Raw genomic sequence first — 16214 nt, forward strand, 5'->3', positions numbered from 1 at the left:
CGCCGCCGAGGGTCCGGGACGAGGTTGGGTGAGATCTCCACCCCCAGCGTGCGTGGCTATTCTGCCCGGCATGCCTAGCGACCCACAGCGGTACGGGGGCGGACCCGACGACGAGCCCGTCGGCGACGTCACTGACCCCGCGAACTGGGTGGCGCTCGTGGAGTACCTCCCGGAGGGCGTCGTGGTCGCGGACGCCTCGGGCGCGCTGCTGGGCGCGAACCGCCGGGCCGAGCAGCTGACGGGCATCCCGCTGCGGTCTCGTACCGGCGAGCAGGTCGACCGTGTCCTCCCGCTGTGCGACCACCAGGGCCGTTCCTGGTGGCAGGTGCAGGACCCCTGGGGTGGCCTGACCACCCGCACCGGTTCGCCGGAGCAGGACCTGCGGCTGCAGGGCGGGCGGTCCCTGCTGGTGGCCTCCCGGTTCCAGCGCGCCGCCGACCGGTCCGTCGAGCACGTCGTGCTGACCATGCGCAGCACCCGCGGACGCGAGCGGGCCGAGCGCGACAGCGTCGCGCTGATCAGCACGGTCTCCCACGAGCTGCGCTCACCGCTGACGTCCGTCAGAGGGTTCTCCCGGACGCTGCGGCAGCGATGGGGTCAGCTGGCCGACGAGCAGAAGCAGTGGATGCTGCAGGCGATCGAGACCGACACCCAACGCCTTTCTCGCCTCGTCGGCGAGCTGCTCGACATCTCCCGCATCGACGCCGGCCGCCTGCGGCTGCGCAACCAGCCCATCGACATCACCGCGCTCGTCGAGGACCAGGTCGGCCGGATGATCTCGGCCGGTCACGACCCCGACCGGTTCGAGGTCGTCGGCGCCCCCGAGCCGCCGGAGCTGTGGGGCGACCAGGACCGCATCGTGCAGATCCTGAGCAACCTGCTGGAGAACGCCGTCCGGCACGGCGGCGGGTCGGTGACGGTGAGCATCGGCCAGGACTCCGAGAACGTCATCCTGCTGGTCGCCGACCAGGGGCCCGGCATCCCGCCCGAGGACCGGGAGGCGGTGTTCAGCCGGTTCTGGCAGGGCAGTACGCGCGGCGGGAGCGGGCTCGGCCTGCATGTCGTGCGCGGCCTGGTGCAGGCGCACGGCGGTCGCGTGGAGGTGCTGGACGTGCCGGTCGGGGCCACCTTCCGCGTCCTGCTGCCGGCCGGTCCGCCCGAGTCGCTTCGCTGAGCGCCCGCCCCGGACCCGGGGGTCCGCTCTCGGCCGAGCGGCCGGCGCGGGAGGGACAGCGGTCGGGTGCTCGCCGGTCGCGTCGATAGACTCGGCGGCGCGCCCGTGAGGGAGACCCGGGCGCTCCAGCCGAACCGACGCGCGAAGTGAGACCCATGTCTGGCCCGAACACCCAGTACGACCCGGTCGAGGTGAGCGCGCTCGACCCGGCCGCCATCGACCAGGCCGTCCAGGACGCCCTGAGCGCCATCGCGGGCGCCACCTCGCTGGACGATCTCAAGACGGTCCGTACGGCGCACCAGGGTGACCGCAGCCCGCTCGCGCTCGCCAACCGCGAGATCGGCGCGCTGCCCCCGACCGCCAAGGCCGAGGCCGGCAAGCGCGTCGGTCAGGCACGCGGCCGCGTCGGCGGTGCGCTCAAGCAGCGTCAGGCCGAGCTGGAGAGCGAGCGGGACGAGCGGATCCTCGTCGAGGAGGCCGTGGACGTCACGATGCTGCCGGGTCGCCGGCCGCTCGGGCGCCGCCACCCCATCGAGCTGATGGGCGAGCGGATCGCCGACATCATGGTCGGGCTCGGCTGGGAGGTCGCCGAGGGTCCCGAGGTCGAGGCCGAGTGGTTCACCTTCGACGCCCTCAACTTCGACGCCGACCACCCGGCCCGCCAGATGCAGGACACCTTCTACGTCGACCCGCCGGAGAACGGCCTGGTGCTGCGGACGCACACCTCGCCCGTGCAGGCCCGCTCGATGCTGGAGCGCGGCGCACCGCTGTACATCGCGTGCATCGGCCGGGTGTTCCGTACCGACGAGCTGGACGCCACGCACATGCCGGCGTTCCACCAGATCGAGGGTCTGGCCGTCGACGAGGGCCTGACCATGGCCGACCTCAAGGGCACCCTCGACCGGCTGGCGACCGAGCTGTTCGGTGAGGGCATCGTGACGCGGCTGCGCCCGTCGTACTTCCCGTTCACCGAGCCGTCGGCCGAGATGGACCTGCGCTGCTTCGTCTGCGGCGGGACCGACCCGGACTGCCGCGCGTGCTCCGGCACCGGCTGGATCGAGTGGGGCGGCTGCGGCATGGTCAACCAGAACGTCCTGCGCGCCTGCGACGTCGACCCCGAGAAGTACACCGGCTTCGCCTTCGGCATGGGCGTGGACCGGGCGCTGATGTTCCGAACCGGCCAGTCCGACATGCGGGAGATGATCGAGGGCGATGTGCGCTTCAACGCCCAGTTCGGAATGGAGATCTGATGCGCGTCCCCGTCGACTGGCTGCGTGAGTACGTCGAGATCCCGAAGCAGGCGCGCGGTGCCGACATCGCCGCCGCCCTGGTGAAGGTCGGGCTGGAGGAGGAGGGCCTGCACGGTGCCGACCTGACCGGTCCGCTCGTCGTCGGCCGCGTCCTCACCCAGCAGCTGGAGCCGCAGAAGAACGGCAAGACGATCGGCTGGTGCACCGTCGACGTCGGCGACGCGAACGGCACCGGTGAGCCGCAGGGCATCGTGTGCGGGGCGCACAACTTCCAGGAGGGTGACCTGGTCGTCGTCGCTCTGCCCGGATCGGTGCTGCCGGGCGGCTTCGCGATCTCCGCGCGCAAGACGTACGGCCACGTGTCGGCGGGGATGATCTGCGCCGCCGACGAGCTCGGGCTGCCGGACGACGGCTCGGGCGGCATCATCCGCCTGGCCGACCGGCTCCCCGCGCACGAGCTGGCGCCCGGTGACGACGCCGTCCCGCTGCTCGGGCTCGACCGCGAGACGGTCGAGATCAACGTGACGCCGGACCGCGGCTACTGCTTCAGCATGCGCGGTGTCGCGCGGGAGTACGCCCACTCGACGGGAGCCTCCTTCGTCGACCCGGTCGTCGCGCTGCGCGACCGGGCGCCGGCGGGCAACGACGCGGGCTTCCCGGTCGAGCTGCGTGACGAGGCCCCGATGCGCGGGCGTGCGGGCTGCACCCGCTTCGTCGCCCGGATCGTCCGCGACCTGGACCCTGCCGCGACGACCCCCGACTGGATGGCGACGCGCCTGACCGAGGCCGGGATGCGGCCGATCTCGCTGCCCGTCGACATCACCAACTACGTCATGCTCGCCCTCGGCCAGCCCCTGCACGCGTACGACCTGGACACCGTGACGGGGCCGATCGTGGTGCGCCGTGCCCGCGCCGGGGAGACGCTCACGACGCTGGACGACGTCCGTCGGACCCTGTACCCGCAGGACCTGCTCATCACCGACGGGGGCGAGCGGCCGCTCGGTCTGGCCGGTGTGATGGGCGGCCAGGACGGCGAGCTCGGCGAGGGCACCACCGCCGTGCTCGTGGAGGCGGCCCGGTTCGACCCGGTGACCATCGCCCGGTCGGCGCGCCGTCACCGCCTCACCACCGAGGCGTCCCGACGCTTCGAGCGCGGCGTCGACACCGACCTGGCTGCCGCCGCCGCCCAGCTCGCCGTCGAGCTGCTGGTCGAGCTCGCCGGCGGTCGTGCGGACGCCGCCGTCACCGACCTCGCCGAGCCGCTCGAGCCTGTCGTGATCGACCTCGACCCGGCCGCGATCGGCCGTCTGGTCGGCGTCGACTACGCCGTCGACCGGGTCACGGCGATCCTCGACGAGATCGGTTGCAGCATCGACGGATCCGGCGACCTGTTCGCCGTGACTCCGCCCACCTGGCGCCCCGACCTCACGACCTGGCCCGACCTCGCGGAGGAGGTCGCCCGGATCGACGGCTACGACCGGATCCCGTCCGTGCTGCCTGCCGCGCCCGGTGGCCGCGGGCTGACGACGGAGCAGGAGGGGCGCCGCCTGGCCGCGAACCTCCTGGCCGGCCGCGGGTTCTCCCAGGTCTGGAGCGCGCCGTTCGTCGGTGAGGCGTTGTTCGACCAGCTGGGATACCCCGCGGACGACCCGCGCCGGTCGACCTTGCGCATCGCCAACCCGTTGTCGGACGAGGCGCCGCTGCTGCGGACGTCCGTGCTCCCGAGCGTCCTGGAGGTCGCGCGCCGCAACGTCTCGCGCGGCACCAAGGACGTCGCGCTGTTCGAGCACGGTCTGGTGCTCGGCGGCCCCGCAGGTGTGGCGCCGACGTACGACGTCGGTGTCTACCCCGGTGCCGAGGCGGTCGAGCAGATCGCCGCCGCCGTGCCGGCCCAGCCCCGCCACCTGGCGTGGGCGATGGTCGGCGAGGCCGAGCCCGCCGGCTGGTGGGGGCCGGGCCGCGCCGCCGACTGGGCCGATGCCGTCGGCGTCGTGCACGCGCTCGCCGAGGCCTTCGCGGTCGAGATCAGGGTCTCGACCGGCGCGGAGGCGCCGTTCCACCCGGGCCGGTGCGCGCGCGTCGAGCTGGCCGACGGCACCTACCTCGGGTCTGCGGGCGAGCTGCACCCGAAGGTCGTGAGTGCGCTGGGGCTGTCCGGGCGTCCGGTCGGTGGTGAGCTCGATCTCGACCGGCTCATCGCCGCCTCGACGAGCCCGCAGGCGAGCGGGCTGTCCAACTACCCGTCCGCCCAGAGCGACGTCGCCCTCGTCGTCGACGCGGCCGTCCGGGCCGCCGACGTGGAGGCGGCCCTGCGGCGCGGTGCGGGTGACCTGCTGGAGTCGGTGACCCTGTTCGACGTCTACGAGGGCGACCAGCTCGGCGAGGGCAGCAGGTCGCTGGCCTACCGGCTGGTGTTCCGCGCACCCGAGCGGACCCTGCGGACCGAGGAGGTCAACGACCTGCGCGACGCCGCCGTCGCCGCAGCCGGCACCGCCACCGGCGCCACCCAGCGCATCTGACGATCGTTCTGACATCACGTCCGCGCTCGTGGACGTGATGCCAGAGCGATCCGCCGGCGTGATCGTCGGTGGGCACGTATGAATGATCATGCACCTGCGTGTATGATCATGCCTCATGATCACGGTGGGCGTCGCAGGCGCGAGCGGGTACGCGGGCGGTGAGGTGCTGCGGCTGCTGCTCGGCCATCCTCAGGTCCGCATCGGGACGATCTCGGCAGGCAGCAGCGCGGGCTCGCTCCTGGGCCAGGTCGCGCCTCACCTGACACCGCTGGCCGACCGCGAGCTGCAGGCGACCTCCCCGGAGGCGTTCGCCGATCACGACGTGGTCGTCCTGGCGCTGCCGCACGGCGCTTCCGACGGCCTCGCCCGCGAGCTGGCCGATGACGTCGTCGTCATCGACTGCGCCGCCGACCACCGCCTGACGGACGCCGCCGCGTGGTCGAGCTTCTACGGCTCGCCGCACGCGGGGGCCTGGCCGTACGGCATGCCCGAGCTGTTGACCCACGGGGGAGTCAAGCAGCGCGAGTACCTGCGCGAGGTGCGCCGGGTGGCCGTGCCCGGGTGCTACCCCACGGCGGTGAGCCTGGCGCTCGCGCCGGTCCTGCAGGCGGGTCTCGTCGAGTCGACCGACGTGGTCGTCGTGGCGGCGAGCGGCACGTCCGGCGCCGGCAAGGCGCTCAGGCCCCACCTGCTGGGCGCCGAGGTGATGGGCGGTATGAGCCCGTACGGCGTCGGCGGCGGTCACCGGCACACGCCGGAGATCGAGCAGAACCTCGCTGTCGCCGCGGGTGAGCCGGTCTCGGTCTCGTTCACGCCGACGCTCGCCCCGATGCCGCGCGGCATCCTCGCCACCTGCACCGCCCGTACCCGCCCCGACGTCACGGCAGCCGACCTGCGCGCCGCGCTCGACAAGGCGTACGGCGACGAGCCGTTCGTGACCCTCCTTCCGGAGGGCGCCTGGCCGACCACGGGCGCGGTGCTGGGTTCCAACAGCGTCCAGCTGCAGGTCGCGCTGGACGAGCACGCCGGACGTGCCGTCGTCGTCGCCGCGGTCGACAACCTCACGAAGGGCACGGCCGGCGCCGCGGTGCAGTCGATGAACCTCGCACTCGGTCTGGACGAGCAGGCCGGGCTCAGCACGATCGGAGTGGCCCCGTGAGTGTGACCGCGGCCCGCGGGTTCCGGGCAGCGGGCGTGGTCGCCGGCCTCAAGAGCTCCGGCGCCCTCGACGTGGCGATCGTCCGCAACGACGGCCCGGACCAGTACGCCGCCGCGGTCTTCACCAGCAACCGCGTCGAGGCGGCGCCGGTCACCTGGAGCCGGCAGGTCGTCAGCGACGCGCGGGTCGACGCGGTCGTCCTGAACTCCGGAGGAGCGAACGCCTGCACCGGGCCGCAGGGGTTCCTCGACACCCACCGCACCGCGGAGGCGGCTGCGGACGCCCTGGGCGTGTCCGCCGGCGACGTCGCGGTCTGCTCGACCGGTCTCATCGGCGAGCTGCTGCCGATGGACGCCCTGCTCACCGGCGTCGAGCGCGCCGCAGACACCCTCTCCGACGAGGGCGGGCCCCGCGCGGCCGAGGCCATCATGACCACGGACACCCGGAGTAAGCAGTCGGTCGTCACCGGTGACGGATGGACGGTCGGCGGCATGGCCAAGGGCGCCGGCATGCTCGCGCCGGCGCTCGCCACGATGCTCGTCGTCGTCACGACGGACGCCGTCGTCGACCCGGCCGACCTCGAGACGGCGCTGCGGGCAGCGACGGCGGCGACGTTCGACCGGGTCGACTCCGACGGCTGCCAGTCGACCAACGACACGGTCCTCCTGCTCGCCTCCGGGGCCTCCGGCGTCCGTCCGAGCGCGGCCGAGCTCCAGCAGGCGGTGACCGGTTGCTGCGCCGAGCTCGCGCGTGCGCTCGTCGCGGACGCCGAGGGTGCCCACCACGACATCGCCATCGAGGTCCGTACGGCGGCGAGTGAGGAGGACGCGCTCGAGGTCGCGCGCTCGGTCGCCCGCAACAACCTGTTCAAGTGCGCGGTCTTCGGCAACGACCCGAACTGGGGCCGCGTACTCGCTGCGGTCGGCACCACGACCGCGGCGTTCGACGCCGCTCGGCTCGACGTCGCCATCAACGGCGTTCAGGTGTGCCGAGCCGGCGGCGTCGGCGAGGACCGCTCCCTGGTCGACCTCACGGCCCGCGACGTCAGCGTCGTCGTCGACCTGCACGCGGGCGAGGCGTCCGCGACGGTCTGGACCAACGACCTGACCCACGAGTACGTCCACGAGAACTCGGCGTACAGCACATGAGCCGCCGTACTCCGTCCTCGCTCGCCGCCGCAGCCGGGAAGGCCGCGACCCTCGTGGAGGCGCTGCCCTGGCTGGAGCGGTTCAAGGACGCCCTCGTCGTGGTGAAGTACGGCGGCAACGCGATGACCGACGAGTCGCTGAAGGCCGCGTTCGCCGCCGACGTCGCCTTCCTGCGCTACTCCGGCCTGCGGGTCGTCGTGGTCCACGGCGGCGGGCCGCAGATCCAGGCCATGCTCGACCGGCTCGGGGTCGAGAGCGAGTTCAAGGGCGGGCTCCGGGTCACGACACCGGAGGCGATGGACGTCGTCCGCATGGTCCTCACCGGCCAGGTGTCTCGTGAGCTCGTCGGCCTGGTCAACCAGCACGGTCCGCTCGCGGTCGGCCTGTCCGGCGAGGACGCCGCGCTGTTCGGGGCCCGACGCCGGACGGCGCTCGTCGACGGCGAGCAGGTCGACATCGGCCTGGTCGGCGACGTGACCACGGTCAACCCCTCGGCCGTGCGCGACCTGCTGGACGCCGGTCGCATCCCCGTCGTGTCGTCCGTGGCGCCGGACCTCGACCACGACGGCCAGGTGCTCAACGTCAACGCCGACACGGCCGCGGCCGCCCTCGCCGTCGCCCTCGGTGCCCACAAGCTGGTCGTCCTGACCGACGTCGAGGGCATCTACGAGCGCTGGCCGGACCGGGACAGCCTGCTGTCGACCCTGAGCGTCGGCAGCGCCGAGGAGCTGTTGCAGACCGTCGACGCGGGGATGGTCCCGAAGCTCGAGGCGTGCGTACGAGCCGTTCGCGGAGGCGTCCGGCAGGCGCACGTCATCGACGGCCGCGCTCCGCACTCACTGCTGCTGGAGATCTTCACCGACGAGGGCATCGGCACGATGGTCCTGCCCGAGGAGACGACACCATGACCACGACCGGCCATCAGACCGACCTGCTCGGGCGCTACCGCGACAGCGTGCTGGGCGTCTTCGGTACGCCCCCGCTGGTCCTCTCCCACGGCGAGGGCTGCTACGTCTGGGACACCGACGGCCGCCGCTACCTCGACCTGGTAGGTGGCATCGCGGTCAACGCGCTCGGCCACGGTCATCCGGCGCTGGTGTCGGCGCTGTCGAAGCAGGCCGCCGAAGCGATCCACATCTCCAACCTCTTCACCTCCGTACCCCAGATCGAGCTCGCCGAGCGGCTGCTGGGCGTCGCCGGCGCACCCGAGGGATCCCGCGTGTTCCTCGCCAACTCCGGTGCTGAGGCGATGGAGGCCGCCGTCAAGCTCACCCGGCGCACCGGTCGCACCCGGATCGTCGCCGCGGAGGGCGCGTTCCACGGCCGGACGACAGGAGCGCTCGCGCTCACGTCCAAGGCGGCCTACCGCGAGCCGTTCGAACCCCTCCTGCCCGGGGTGTCGCACGTGCCGTACGGCGACGTGGACGCTCTGCGAGCGGCGGTGACCGAGCAGACCGCCGCGGTGGTCCTCGAGCCCGTCCAGGGTGAGGCGGGCGTCCTCGACCCAGGCCCCGAGTACCTCGTCGCCGCCCGCGAGATCACCCGCGCCGCCGGCGCCCTGCTCGTCCTGGACGAGATCCAGACCGGCGTCGGGCGTACGGGGGAGTGGTTCGCCTTCCAGGCCGCCGGGATCGTCCCGGACGCGATCACGGTCGCCAAGGGTCTCGGCGGCGGCGTCCCGATCGGCGCGCTCGTGACGTTCGGCGAGCGGGTGTCGTCGATGCTCAGCGCGGGCCAGCACGGCACGACGTTCGGCGGGAATCCCCTGGCGGCAGCGGGCGCGCTCGCCGTTCTCGACACCATCGAGTCGGAACGCCTGCTCGAGCACGCCCGGCTCGCCGGCGAGCACCTCGCCGCGCGGGTGGCAGGGCTCGAGCACCCGATGCTGCATCCGGTACGTGGCCGCGGTCTGCTGCGCGCGATCCCGCTGGCGGCACCGGTGTCGGCCGAGCTCGCGACTGCCGCACGCGACGCCGGATTCATCGTGAATCCCGTTGAGCCACAAGCGATCCGGCTGGCGCCGCCTCTGGTCGTCACCACCGGACAGCTCGACACGTTCGTCGACGCCCTGCCCACCTTGCTCGACTCCTTGGAGGCCACGCCGTGACCCGTCACTTCCTGCGCGACGACGACCTGAGCCCCGCCGAGCAGGCTCACGTCCTTGAACGCGCCGGCCGGCTGAAGGCCGACCGGCACGCCGAGCAGCCGCTCGCCGGGCCTCAGGGGGTCGCGATCATCTTCGACAAACCGACCCTGCGCACCCAGCTGTCGTTCTCGGTGGGCATCGCCGAGCTCGGCGGCTTTCCGATGGTCGTCGACGGCAACCTCGCCCAGATCGGGACGCGGGAGTCCGTGGCGGACGTCGCCCGCGTCATCGGCCGCCAGGTGAGCGCGATCGTGTGGCGGACGTACGAGCAGTCGCGGCTGGAGGAGATGGCCGCGTACGCCGGCGTGCCGGTGATCAACGCGCTGACCGACCAGTTCCACCCGTGCCAGATCCTCGCCGACCTGCTCACGATCTCCGAGCACCGCGGCCGCCTCGCCGGGCAGACCATGACCTACCTCGGGGACGCCGCGAACAACATGGCGCACTCCTACCTGCTCGGCGGCGCGACGGCCGGCCTGCACGTCCGGATCGCCGGGCCGAGCTCACACCATCCCGACCCCGAGGTCGTCGACCGCGCCGCGAAGATCGCCGCCGCGACCGGTGGGTCGGTGATGGTCGGCGACGACCCGCAGGCGGCCACGGACGGTGCCGACGTCGTGGTCACCGACACCTGGGTGTCGATGGGTCAGGAGTCCGAGGGGGAGGGCCGCAAGGGAGCGGACTCGCCGTTCACGCCGTACGCCGTGGATGCCGACCTGCTGAGCCACGCCGCGGACGACGCGATCGTCCTGCACTGCCTGCCGGCGTACCGCGGGTTCGAGATCGCCGCGGATGTCATCGACGGACCCCGATCGGCCGTCTGGGACGAGGCGGAGAACCGGCTGCACGCGCAGAAGGCACTCCTGGCGTTCCTGCTGGAGCACCGCTCGTGATCGCCCGGAACCGCGCTGCACGCCACCAGCGGATCGTCCAGATCGTCCAGAGCACCGCGATCCGGTCCCAGGGCGAGCTCGCCGACCGCCTGGCCGACGACGGGGTGGAGGTCACCCAGGCGACACTGTCGCGCGACCTCGTCGAGCTGGGAGCGACCAAGGTGCGCCAGGGGCGCCAGCTGGTGTACGCCGTGCCCGGTGAGGGCGGCGACCGGACGCCCCGGGCCGGCGGCGCCGACCAGGAGCCGAGCGACGCCCGGCTGCGGCGCGTCCTCGGCGAGCTGCTGGTCAACGCCGAGGCCAACGATCACACCGTCGTCCTACGCACCCCGCCCGGCGCCGCGAGCTTCCTCGCCTCCGCGATCGATCACGCCGACCTCCAGCCGGTGATGGGCACCATCGCCGGCGACGACACGATCCTGCTCGTCACCCGCGCCGACCATTCCGGTGCGCAGGTGGCAGAGCTGCTGCTGGACCTCGCCCGGACGGGCGAGGCATGACCGCGCCGCACCCCGAAGGAGCGACCTCCGTGCCCACCCCTGACAGTCCCGCACCCGAGCCACACCTGAGCCTGTGGGGCGGGCGGTTCGCCGGCGGACCGGCCGACGCCCTCGCCGCGCTGTCGCGGTCCGCCCACTTCGACTGGCGGCTGGCGCCGTACGACATCGCCGGCTCGCGCGCTCACGCGCGGGTACTGCACCGCGCCGGCCTGCTGGACGAGACCACGCTGCAGACCATGCTCGAGGGTCTGTCGGGCCTGCTGGACGACGTCCGGTCCGGCGCGTTCACCCCGGGGCCGGCGGACGAGGACGTCCACACGGCGCTCGAGCGCGGGCTCATCGAGCGGGTCGGGGCCGAGGTCGGCGGTCGGCTCCGCGCCGGACGCTCGCGCAACGACCAGGTCGCCACCCTGTTCCGCATGTACCTGCGTCAGCACGCTCGTACGGTCTCGGGGCTGGTCCTGGACGTCGTCGACGCGCTGACCGCCCAGGCGGACCAGCACCTCGGCGTCGCGATGCCCGGGCGTACCCACCTGCAGCACGCCCAGCCGGTCCTGCTCTCCCACCACCTGCTCGCCCACGCCTGGGCGCTGCTGCGGGACGTCGACCGGTGGCAGGACTGGGACGTCCGCGCCGACGAGTCGCCGTACGGCTCCGGTGCGCTCGCAGGGTCCTCTCTCGGGCTGGACCCCGAGGCCGTGGCCCGCGACCTGGGCTTCAGCCGGGCGACGCAGAACTCCATCGACGGCACCGCCGGGCGGGACTTCGTCGCGGAGTTCTCCTTCGTCGCGGCGATGGCGGCGGTCGACGTCTCCCGGATCGCCGAGGAGGTCGTGCTCTGGGCGACCAAGGAGTTCTCGTTCGTCACGCTCGACGACGCGTACTCCACCGGGTCGAGCATCATGCCGCAGAAGAAGAACCCGGACGTCGCCGAGCTGGCGCGTGGCAAGGCCGGCCGTCTCGTCGGTGACCTGGCCGGTCTCATGACGACGCTCAAGGCCCTGCCGCTGGCCTACAACCGTGACCTGCAGGAGGACAAGGAGCCGGTCTTCGACGCGGTCGACACCCTCGAGGTCCTGCTGCCGGCGTTCTCGGGCATGGTCGCGACCTTGACCTTCCACCAGCAGCGGCTGGAATCCCTTGCACCGCAGGGCTTCTCGCTGGCCACCGACATCGCGGAGTGGTTGGTGCGGCAGGGTGTCGCGTTCCGGATCGCGCACGAGGTCGCCGGTGCGTGCGTCCGCGAGTGCGAGTCGCGCGGCATCGAGCTCTGGGACCTCACCGACGACGACCTCGCCGCGATCGACGAGCACCTCACCCCGGCCGTACGCGAGGTCCTCACCGTTCCCGGCTCGCTCGCGTCCCGGTCCGCACAGGGCGGCACGGCACCCGTACGGGTCCGTGAGCAGCTCGCCGCCGCGCGCGCCCGCAGCACGCAGCTGCGCTCCTGGACCAAAGTGGCTGTCCTCGCCGACTAACGGCGCTCGGCTGTCGAACCACCGGCCCGCTCGCGCAGCCGCCTGAGCATCCGCCCGTCCTCGAAGCCCACGGCTCGGGCTGCGGCCTCGACGGTCGAGCCGCCGCCGATGAGCCGGTTGGCCCGTTCGAGCCGGATTGTCTGCTGGTAGCGCAGCGGCGTGGTGCCCGTCGCCGCGCGGAAGGCCCGGGTCAGGGTGCGTTCGCTGACCCCGGCCGCACTGCTGAGGTGCAGCAGGGACAGCCGCTCGGCGAACCGCTCGTCGATGACGTCCTGCACCCGGTGCACGGCCTCGTCGAGGTGGTGGCGGGTCTCGATCAGGACGCTGTCCTGCGGGTCGTCCCCGTTGCGGCGTGCGTACACGACGGTGTCGCGCGCCACCCGTGCGGCCGTCTGCGGGCCGTCGTGCTGCGCGACGAGGTGGAGCGCGAGGTCGATGCCGCTGGCGATGCCGGCGGAGGTGACCACCCGGTCGTCCTCGGTGAACAGCACGTCCTGGACGACGGTGGCCCTGGGGTACGCCGCGGCGAGCCGGCGCTGCACCGCGTGATGAGTGGTGCAGCGGCGTCCGTCCAGCAGTCCGGCCGCCCCCAGCGCCAGCGCACCGGCGCACACGCTGCCGACCACGCCGCCGCCGGCATGGTGCGACGCCAGCCGGGAGATGACGGAGTCCGGCAGCGGCACCCGCATCGGGTCGTCGGCGGTGACGTGCCAGCCGGGGACCAGCACCAGGTCCCGCGGCGTGTCGTCGGTCGGCCACTGCGGCTCGCCCGTGAGCCGAAGGCCCTGGTGGGACCGGACCCCGCCGGCGCTCGTCACGAACACCAGCTCCCATCCGCCGCGCAGCTGCGCGGCCGAGGAGAAGATCTGGCTCGGCCCCGAGACGTCCAGGAGGTGGACGCCCGTCGGCAGCGGCATGATCACCCTGGGCATGATCCGGTCAGTGTGCCACCGCGGTCGGCGAGAGCACCTGCTCCATCGTGAGGATGCGGGCGAACCGCCCGGCGAGCGCGTACTCGGTCCGCTCCTCGATCGCCGCGGCGCCGAGGGTGGTCGGATCCGCCAGGACGGCGTCGAGGTCGCGTTCCGCCGGAGCGTCCCGGTGAGCGATCGGGAACGTGGCGGTCGCCTCGGTCACGAAGTCGACGTCGTAGCCGAGGTCGGCGGCGACCCTGGCGGTGGTCTCGCAGCACTGCTCGGTCTGGATCCCGGTGATCACCAGGCGGTCCACACCACGCTGGGTGAGGAGCTGCGCGAGTCCGGTGGTGGTGAACGCGTTACGGGACGTCTTCGTCAGGACCGGCTCACCGGCGGCGGGGGCCAACCCGTCCATCAGCCTGACGTGGCCCTGGTCGGGATCGAACGGGCCGCCACTGCCCGGCTCGGCATGAAGCACCCAGACGACCTCCTGCTGCTCGGCCCGGGCGTGCGTGACGAGGCGGGCGACGCGGTCGGCGATGTCGGGGCGCGACACCGCCGTCCAGGACGGGCGGACGGTGAAGGACTGCTGGACGTCGATGACGAGGAGCGCTGTGGTCATGCCACGATCCTGGTGCCGCGTGCGTCCCGGTCACCAGACCGCGACAGGTCAGGAACCGGACCGATCCGGTCACAGCGAGGGAGAGCGTCATCGAGCGACTGCAACCGTCCTTCTACGACCGGCCGGTGCTGCAGGTCGCGCCCGACCTGCTCGGCTGCCTCGTCTCCCACGCCGGCGTGACGATCCGCCTGACGGAGGTGGAGGCCTACGACGGCGCGAACGACCCCGGCTCGCACGCTTTTCGCGGCAGGACGGCGCGAAACGCGAGCATGTTCGGGCCGCCCGGCACGCTCTACACCTACTTCACGTACGGGATGCACTGGTGCGCGAATCTGGGCTGCGGGCCTGAGGGCGTCGCGCGGGCCGTGCTGCTGCGGGCCGGCGAGGTGGTCGAGGGCCTCGACGCCGCGCGAGAGCGACGGAACGGGATCGGGGATCGCGACCTGGCACGCGGCCCGGCGCGGCTCGCCCAGGCGCTCGGTCTCGGGCGCGACCAGGACGGCGTTGTGACCACCGCACCCGACGCTGCGGTGGCCGTCGCGCCTCGGGCCGGTGAGGCGGGAGTCGTCCGCACCGGTCCGCGGGTGGGCGTGAGCGGCGCCGGCGGTGACGCCACGAGCTACCCGTGGCGGTTCTGGCTGGACGGTGAGTCGACGGTCTCCGTCTACCGGCCGGCGAAACCACGTCGGCGCCCTGACGGCTGATGCGGCAGGCTGGACCACGAGGTCCGCGCGCGCGGTGCGGCCCGCACGAGAGGAACGATGACCTGTGAGCGATCTGTTGGACGAGCTGCAGTGGCGCGGCCTGGTGGCGCAGACCACCGACGAGGCTGCGCTGCGGGAAGCACTCGACGGCGGGCCGCTCACCATGTACGTGGGCTTCGACCCCACCGCGCCGTCCCTGCACTTCGGCAACCTCGTGCAGCTGGTGGTGGTGCGGCGGATGCAGCGGGCGGGCCATCACGTCATCTGCCTGGTCGGCGGGTCGACGGGCCTGATCGGTGATCCGAAGCCGGACAGCGAACGCGTGCTGCGGACCAAGGAGCAGGTGGCCGACGCGGTCGCGGCGATCCGCTCGCAGGTCGAGGCCTTCCTGGACTTCGACGGCGACAACCCCGCGCGGATGGTCAACAACCTGGACTGGACCGAGGGCATCTCGGCGCTGGACTTCCTGCGCGACTACGGCAAGTACTTCCGAGTCAACGGGATGATCAAGAAGGACGCCGTCTCGGCGCGGCTGAACTCCGACGCCGGCATCAGCTACACCGAGTTCAGCTACCAGATCCTGCAGGGCCTGGACTACCTCCACCTGTTCCGGGAGCTCGGCTGCACGCTGCAGACCGGTGCGGTCGACCAGTGGGGCAACATCCTGGCCGGCGTGGACCTGATCCGGCAGACGGAGGGCGAGCACGTCCACGTGCTGACCACGCCGCTGCTCACCGACTCCACCGGCCGCAAGTACGGCAAGTCGGAGGGCAACGCCATCTGGCTCGACCCGGCCATGACCAGCCCGTACGCCTTCTACCAGTACTTCCTCAACGTCGAGGACGCCGAGGTCGTGAAGCTCCTCAAGGTGTTCACCGACCTCGGGGCCGACCAGGTCGCCGACCTGGAGAAGCAGGTGCGGGAGGAGCCGTTCCGGCGAGCGGCCCAGCGCACCCTCGCGGAGCAGGTGACCACGCTGGTGCACGGGCCGGAGGCGACCCGTGCCGTGCAGGACGCCTCGGCGGCCCTGTTCGGCAAGGGGGACGTCACGGTCCTGGACGAGCGGACACTGGCCGACGCGACCGCCGAGCTACCGGGTGGAGAGGTGGCCGTGGGCGTGACCATCACCGACGCCCTGGTGGCGAGCGGCGTGGCGGACAGCCGCAACGCCGCGCGCCGACTCATCGCCGAGGGAGGGGTGTCCCTGAACAACGTGAAGGTGGGCGATCCCGAGGCGGTGCTGGTCGAGGAGGACTTCCTGCACGGCCGGGTGGCGATCGTGAAGCGCGGCCGCAAGCACCTGGTCGCGGTCCGTCGCAGCGCCTGATCGACCACCGAGGACGCGTGGTGCGGCCGCCGATTTGGCGTCTGCACCACGCGTCCTCTAATGTTCCATCTGTCGCCGCGAGGAGGCACGGACAACCGGGAGACCGGGAGGCCGGTCCAGCGGACGACCAACCCACTGTTGATCGAGGTGGTGGACGCATGTCCCTCACCTGAGTACAGTGGTCCCTCCGCCGCTGATGCGGCACCCAACACTCCACGGAGCGGACACAGTCCGAAGTTGGCGAGAAAGCGAAGCGGTGGTAAGTTAGAGAAGTTGCCCCGGACGGGAAGCGGCGAAAGCCACGAACCGAAGGTGAGCGGCTGTTTCTTGAGAACTCAACAGCGTGTCGAGTGATTGATGCCAAATGTTTGTTTGGT

Annotated in this window: 14 protein-coding genes; 12 read left to right on the forward strand and 2 right to left on the reverse strand. The window is 72.4% G+C overall.

All coding sequences use genetic code 11. The features are described 5' to 3' along the window. The first annotated feature begins 70 nt into the window (after positions 1–70). From P4R38_RS04370 to argH, 10 genes are all read left to right on the forward strand, one after another. Entirely contained in the window at positions 71–1174 is a 1104-nt protein-coding gene (locus tag P4R38_RS04370; RefSeq protein WP_277191193.1) for a sensor histidine kinase, read from the forward strand. Positions 1175–1329: 155 nt separating this feature from the next. Then, complete coding sequence (pheS, locus tag P4R38_RS04375; protein WP_275240234.1) at positions 1330–2424, forward strand: phenylalanine--tRNA ligase subunit alpha; 1095 nt, start codon at positions 1330–1332, stop codon at positions 2422–2424. Continuing rightward, the gene (pheT, locus tag P4R38_RS04380; protein WP_277191194.1) at positions 2424–4943 is read left to right on the forward strand and encodes a phenylalanine--tRNA ligase subunit beta; all 2520 of its coding nucleotides are present in this window, start codon (positions 2424–2426) and stop codon (positions 4941–4943) included. The genes pheS and pheT overlap by 1 nt, the downstream gene beginning before the upstream one ends. Before the next feature lie 115 nt (positions 4944–5058). Next, positions 5059–6102, forward strand: coding sequence for an N-acetyl-gamma-glutamyl-phosphate reductase (gene argC, locus P4R38_RS04385; RefSeq protein ID WP_277191195.1), 1044 nt, complete (start codon positions 5059–5061; stop codon positions 6100–6102). After that, positions 6099–7250: a bifunctional glutamate N-acetyltransferase/amino-acid acetyltransferase ArgJ gene (gene argJ, locus P4R38_RS04390; RefSeq protein ID WP_277191196.1), complete on the forward strand. Its 1152-nt coding sequence runs from the start codon at positions 6099–6101 to the stop codon at positions 7248–7250. Before argC ends, argJ begins: the two co-directional genes overlap by 4 nt. Beyond that, the gene (argB, locus tag P4R38_RS04395) at positions 7247–8158 is read left to right on the forward strand and encodes an acetylglutamate kinase (RefSeq protein WP_277191197.1); all 912 of its coding nucleotides are present in this window, start codon (positions 7247–7249) and stop codon (positions 8156–8158) included. Before argJ ends, argB begins: the two co-directional genes overlap by 4 nt. Continuing rightward, positions 8155–9357 (forward strand): acetylornithine transaminase, encoded by a 1203-nt coding sequence (locus P4R38_RS04400; protein WP_277191198.1) that lies wholly within the window; start codon positions 8155–8157, stop codon positions 9355–9357. The genes argB and P4R38_RS04400 overlap by 4 nt, the downstream gene beginning before the upstream one ends. Continuing rightward, a complete protein-coding gene (gene argF, locus P4R38_RS04405; protein ID WP_277191199.1) occupies positions 9354–10289 on the forward strand; it encodes an ornithine carbamoyltransferase in 936 nt (311 codons plus the stop codon). The genes P4R38_RS04400 and argF overlap by 4 nt, the downstream gene beginning before the upstream one ends. Continuing rightward, positions 10286–10789 (forward strand): arginine repressor, encoded by a 504-nt coding sequence (locus P4R38_RS04410; RefSeq protein WP_275240224.1) that lies wholly within the window; start codon positions 10286–10288, stop codon positions 10787–10789. The genes argF and P4R38_RS04410 overlap by 4 nt, the downstream gene beginning before the upstream one ends. Then, positions 10786–12267, forward strand: coding sequence for an argininosuccinate lyase (argH, locus tag P4R38_RS04415; protein ID WP_277191200.1), 1482 nt, complete (start codon positions 10786–10788; stop codon positions 12265–12267). The genes P4R38_RS04410 and argH overlap by 4 nt, the downstream gene beginning before the upstream one ends. Here the strand turns inward: argH and P4R38_RS04420 are convergent. Then, positions 12264–13199 carry a GlxA family transcriptional regulator gene (locus P4R38_RS04420; protein WP_277191201.1) on the reverse strand — a complete coding sequence of 312 codons (936 nt, stop codon included), beginning with the start codon at positions 13197–13199 and terminating at the stop codon, positions 12264–12266. The genes argH and P4R38_RS04420 overlap by 4 nt on opposite strands. Positions 13200–13206: 7 nt before the next feature. Then, positions 13207–13806 carry a cysteine hydrolase family protein gene (locus P4R38_RS04425; protein ID WP_277191202.1) on the reverse strand — a complete coding sequence of 200 codons (600 nt, stop codon included), beginning with the start codon at positions 13804–13806 and terminating at the stop codon, positions 13207–13209. A gap of 89 nt (positions 13807–13895) precedes the next feature. On the opposite strand from P4R38_RS04425, the gene P4R38_RS04430 reads away from it, so the two are divergent. Both P4R38_RS04430 and tyrS read left to right on the forward strand, forming a co-directional pair. Beyond that, positions 13896–14510 carry a DNA-3-methyladenine glycosylase gene (locus P4R38_RS04430; RefSeq protein WP_277191212.1) on the forward strand — a complete coding sequence of 205 codons (615 nt, stop codon included), beginning with the start codon at positions 13896–13898 and terminating at the stop codon, positions 14508–14510. A gap of 64 nt (positions 14511–14574) precedes the next feature. Next, complete coding sequence (tyrS, locus tag P4R38_RS04435; RefSeq protein ID WP_277191203.1) at positions 14575–15837, forward strand: tyrosine--tRNA ligase; 1263 nt, start codon at positions 14575–14577, stop codon at positions 15835–15837. Positions 15838–16214: the final 377 nt, after the last annotated feature.

The sequence above is a fragment of the Luteipulveratus flavus genome, from assembly GCF_029439465.1.
Lineage (GTDB): Bacteria > Actinomycetota > Actinomycetes > Actinomycetales > Dermatophilaceae > Luteipulveratus > Luteipulveratus flavus.